Raw genomic sequence first — 5,264 nt, 5'->3', positions numbered from 1 at the left:
ACAGTACCAAGAGGGAGTATGGGTTTAGAGCGGCGTAAACAAAAAGTGTAAAGCCAAAAAAGCTCGAGTAAATAAACAATACTCGGCCAGCAATGCCCCCACCTATAAAGTAAAAAGCCAGATACGATCGCAAGGCTTAAGCACGCATAACGCAGCCCAATAAACACTAAGCTACATAATACAAATACTTGCCCAAATAAAAACTCAGAACTGTCGAAAAAATATAACGGCGAGAGGTTAACTAAACCCCCTAGCAACCCTAATAAAACAGCGAGTGTCCACTTACTTCTTTGAGGCATTACTTCAACCCTAGAGTACTTTGTTAACACGCAGTGTTAAATTAATATAATTGCTACATTATTGCGTACAAGTTAAAAGTTGTCTAGCGAGAAAAGGAGCTGGAAACTATTAGGTATTATGGATTAATTTAGTGAAAAAATATAAATATTAAGGAGTTAGCGATATACACCCAATGTTGCTTGAAGTATAAGTTGGCATAGAGTTGAATCATAAAATGGCATAAAGTGACTGGTTTTCTTAAATTAAAAGCTCCTGATACCAAAGCCAGTTTTTTAATGCTAAAAAATTCCGATTAATTTAGTAGAAATAGATATTTCTCATTAAGACTTAAACACCCTTAAGTTTCAATTTTTGATGGTGAAGAAAATGATTGGATAAATTTTATGGGATATCTATGTCGATGACATGACGTACCGATTCGCAACAAACGATTATATTAGCACATCAAGAATAGTGGAAATATCACCTCAGAACCAGCTAATCAAAACTGTCAGTGGTAGCCTTTATCAAGTTATTGGAAAAGGCAAAAAGCCGAAGTGAAAATGTGAGTGAGCCATTTAACAATTTGGTTAATACTAAACTATGTCATCTTATGCTTCTGGTTTATGCCATCTTTTAGTACAAATATGTCAACTTATACTTCAAACAACACCCAAATGAGGAATTTGGGTGGCAGTCTTACCAGCCACATCTCGGCACACACGTCACAAACTGTGGCTGCTCCCTTCCGGGCCTGACCAGGTTCGCCTGCTAGTGTTGCGAGAGGACCAATAAGACTACCATTGAGGGCCTTGGTTGGCGCGGGAAGGATTATCTCTACTTTTGCTCTGTTATTCAAGGGATAATCTAAAAAGAAAGTGCGATTGCATACTTCATATACAATCGCGACGTATTTAGCTGTTTTAGTGCGTATTAATTGTTCTCTAACTGCGCTTTTATATTACGAAGTGCTGCTTTTACTTTTTTCATGTTTTCTGGACCCATACGTAAAAGCTGTTTTTGCGCAGCAGGTAATTGCTCCCACTCCGAAAACGCATACTGATACGTCACTGAATCGCGAAGTAACGGCAAGTCACCTTCAGGCTCTGGCGTATCAAGTAATAAATCGATTGCATCGGTTAGCGTTTGATTAAACTCATCATCGCCATAACCAATTTCACTGTATGCATTATTAATAAGTGGCTTGTACTCTTCGTACATACGAACGGCTTGCGCTGCACTCATACTGGTAAATATTTTCACATACGGGGTATAACGCTCGTAGCTGTTAGGGTTAATTGTGAGGATATCCCCTTCATTAACGCTAAATTTCTCTTCTGGCTGTACAACAGGCGTGTGCTTTTTAGCTACCTTACCTTTAGCTAGGTTATCTACAAATACAACACCACGGCGAATTACATCATCGGTTACCATTAGGCTCATTACTGAGTCGCTTAGGTACTCATCCATTTTAGCAACTACAACTGCATCACTTTCGTTAAGTGTTGGTAGTGGCTCTACTTCAGGCTCCGGCTCACTCGGGCTTTGTGCTGGTACTTCAAGCTCGGCTGGTTTTTCTGGCATTACAGATGGCGCGTCTACCACTGGGTCGTTCTCGGGTTTAAGCTCCATCATAGGTTGCTCTTTAACTACGGGCTCTACCTCAGTGCGTGTTTCTTGCTCGTCACTTGGTGTGAGCAATACGAAGGCGGCCGCACATGCTACGACTATTAAAATAATAACGGCGAAAAGAATATTGTTATTAGGTGGACGTTTTTGAACATCTGATGCTTCTGGTTTATCTGACATACGAACTCCATAAAAATTAAAATGCGATATCACTTAGAGTACGCTAAGTGGATTAAATTCATTCTTACACAAATACTATGACATTTTATAATACGACAATTATAGCAAAGTAAGTTACCTACTAAATTGGGTGATTAAATAATGTAATAAGTATTAGGGCAGTTATCCTTTGATTCTTCTAGCTTAAAGACTTACAGTTAATAAATAAAGTAAAGACGTAGAACAGTTTAACCACCAATATGAAAATCAAGCAAGTTGATCCACAAAAACCTAAAACTGCCTTATTACTTACAGGTGGTGGCGCACGAGCTGCTTATCAAGTGGGTGTGTTAAAAGCGCTAGCTCATAGTATGCCTCGTACCGCTCCATTGCCATTTAGAGTAATAAATGGCACCTCCGCTGGCGCTATTAACTCAGCTGCATTGGCATGTTACGCTTCTTGTGCGCATTTGGCTGTACGAAAGCTCGAATCAGTTTGGAAAAACTTTTCAACCTCTATGGTCTATAAAAGTGACTTTTTAAGCGTGTTTGGTCATATTGCTCGCAATATCTTAACGAGCTTTCAGTCAGAGCATATTAACCACCCACCAGCGAGCTTACTAAATAACCGCCCTCTGCGTAGTTTATTAAACGAGATTTTAGATTTACACCGCATTGAGCGCAATTTACACCGTAATTATTTAGATGCGCTGTCTATTACAGCCTCAAGTTATACAACGGGTGACTCGGTTGCATTTTTTCAATCTAATACGCAAACATCGTGGCAACGTGCTAAACGCGAAGGCCGCGCAACTCGTATTAATGTTGAGCACTTAATGGCATCAAGTGCCATTCCTATGGTGTTTCCAAGTGTAAATATTTATAACCATTACTTTGGTGATGGCTCTATACATCAACTTTCTCCGCTGAGTCCGTCGATTCATTTAGGCGCTGAAAAAATATTTATTATTGGGGTCGATCAACCTAAAGAATTACACCCGCCGGGTTATTCGCCACATTATCCTGGACTCTCTGCTGTTGCGGGGCATTTACTAGACAGTGTATTTACCGACACTATGCAATCGGATTTAGAGCGTTTGGCTCGTGTTAACCGCACATTAGGGCTATTACCCGCGCGTGACAAACATCAAGAACTTAAACAAATAGATACCTTTGTAATTAACCCATCGCAAAACTTTAATGCTATTGCAGCGCAGTATTACGATGATATGCCTTGGGCTATAAAAGTATTGCTACGTACCATAGGTGTTAAAAAACATTCGCAATCGAGCTTAACCAGTTATCTATTGTTTGAAAAACGCTACACCCAGCATTTAATGCAAATTGGTTATGAAGACGGTATGAAAAAATTACCGGAGATACGCAAGTTTTTAGAACTAGATTAAGCTCAAACAGAAACGTTATTCTATTCCGTCGAGCAGGTAGTGCTCTACCCGCTCAACACGCCTTGGTTTACCTTGTAACACTAAAACGTCATTAGCCAATAAGGTTGTTTGTGCTGATGGCGTGTCTATTTCGGCCCCTTCTCTGCGCAGCGCTTTTACCAGTACCCGACGCTTTTCTAAATTTAGATTTTCGATTGTTTTATTAATTGCATAAGCTTTATCAGGCAGAGCAACCACATGTAAGTACTCTAACCGGTCACTTGATGTATCTTCGTTATCTTTAAAATAGCCTGCATAAAAGCTTTGCATTAACGGATAACGATTACGACGCTCTTTACTTACTCTTCGCACAATACGCGTCATCGGTACGCCCGACATAGACAACACATGCGACACGAGCATTAAGCTTGCCTCTAACGACTCAGGTACTACTTCGGTTACACCTAGCTCTTTTAAATAATCTAGCTGGCTATCGTCACGGGTACGAATGAGTATTTTAACATTGGGTGCTATTTGCTTTATGGCATCAATAACAACCTGTGCATGATCAAACTCTGTAAAAGTAATAATAACCAAGCGAGCTCGCTCTACTCCTGCGCACTTTAAAATATCTTTTTGTTTAACATAGCCAAATATGACAGGCTCACCCGCCGCTTTGCCTTCTTGTACTAAAATTGGGTTACTTTCAATCGCAACATAGTCTATTGCTTCGGGCTTTAAAAAACGCGCTATAGTTTGCCCAACTCGCGAAAAACCACAAATAACAACATGGTCACTATAAAGCGTACTACTTTGTGGCTCACTCTCGAGCGCCAAACTTGGGCGATCGAGTATGCCTAAACGCTTTAAAATAAATGGCGTTTTATCAATCAAAAATGGGGTAAATGCCATTGAAAGCACACCAAGGGCAATTAAAAATGAAGCTTGCTCTGAATTTAATAATTGATGCTGGCCAGCAAGTGCAATAAGTACAAAGCCAAACTCCCCCATTTGCCACAGCATAATGCCACAGGCGAGTGAATCTTGGTTTCGCTCATGCATTAGCCGCGCGCTAAAGGCTACCACTGCAATTTTTAACACCAGTAAACCCAGCAAGGCGCCAATAATTATTACGATATGCCCCAGTACAAATAAAATATCCAGCTGCATACCTACAGTAACAAAAAATAGCCCCATTAAAATATCGCGAAATGGGCGTATATCGGCCTCTAACTGATGCCTGTAATGGCTCTCACCTAACATCATTCCGGCTAAAAAAGCACCTAGCGCCATAGACAAGCCAAACATATACGTTAAAAAACCTGCAAACAACGCGACTAATATGGTGGTAAGTACAAATAACTCATCGGTTCGTACTTGCGCTATTTCTTTAAACACAATGGGCAATACCCATTTACCAATTGCCCAAAGAAGCACACATACAAATGCGCCTTTACTTAGGGCAAACGCTAAAGCCCAGCCAATACTTTGAGAGTTACTTGATGCAAATAAAGGAAGTATTATTAATAGAGGAACAACAGCAATATCTTGAAAAAGTAGAACACCAACGGCTAATTGCCCACGGCGCTGATTAAGCTCACCCGTTTCTTTTAATAGCTTAACTACTACAGCGGTTGAAGAAAGCGCCATAATTGTGCCGATGGTAAAACTGGTGAGTAATGAAAAGTTTAAGCAATATAGAATAATAATGAAGAGTAAACTGGTTATACCTACTTGTAATGAGCCCAAACCAAATACTAGGTTTCGCATTGCCATTAGTCGAGAAATAGAAAATTCTAGCCCTAAACTAAA

3 protein-coding genes, 1 other RNA gene and 1 pseudogene are annotated in these 5,264 nt (G+C 40.1%); 1 reads left to right on the top strand and 4 read right to left on the bottom strand.

Features of this window, described 5'->3' with window-relative positions; translation table 11 throughout:
• From H5072_RS20895 to H5072_RS11195, 3 genes and pseudogenes are all read right to left on the bottom strand, one after another.
• Window positions 1-299: pseudogene (locus H5072_RS20895) on the bottom strand (hybrid sensor histidine kinase/response regulator); the annotation flags it as partial.
• Between the two features lie 677 nt (window positions 300-976).
• An RNA gene (gene ffs, locus H5072_RS11200) (signal recognition particle sRNA small type) lies at window positions 977-1,073 on the bottom strand.
• Between the two features lie 139 nt (window positions 1,074-1,212).
• On the bottom strand, window positions 1,213-2,088 hold the full coding sequence (locus H5072_RS11195; RefSeq protein ID WP_182674390.1) for a DUF3014 domain-containing protein: 876 nt from the start codon (window positions 2,086-2,088) through the stop codon (window positions 1,213-1,215).
• Window positions 2,089-2,327: 239 nt separating this feature from the next.
• On the opposite strand from H5072_RS11195, the gene H5072_RS11190 reads away from it, so the two are divergent.
• Window positions 2,328-3,473, top strand: coding sequence for a patatin-like phospholipase family protein (locus H5072_RS11190; protein WP_002958292.1), 1,146 nt, complete (start codon window positions 2,328-2,330; stop codon window positions 3,471-3,473).
• 15 nt (window positions 3,474-3,488) lie between these two features.
• Here the strand turns inward: H5072_RS11190 and H5072_RS11185 are convergent.
• A partial coding sequence (locus H5072_RS11185; RefSeq protein ID WP_182693559.1) for a cation:proton antiporter occupies window positions 3,489-5,264 on the bottom strand: 1,776 nt, incomplete at its 5' end.

Origin of the sequence: Pseudoalteromonas sp. SR45-5 (assembly GCF_014163565.1) — a bacterium.
Classification (GTDB): Bacteria; Pseudomonadota; Gammaproteobacteria; order Enterobacterales; family Alteromonadaceae; genus Pseudoalteromonas; species Pseudoalteromonas distincta.
This window is presented reverse-complemented; position numbering and strand designations above follow the sequence as displayed.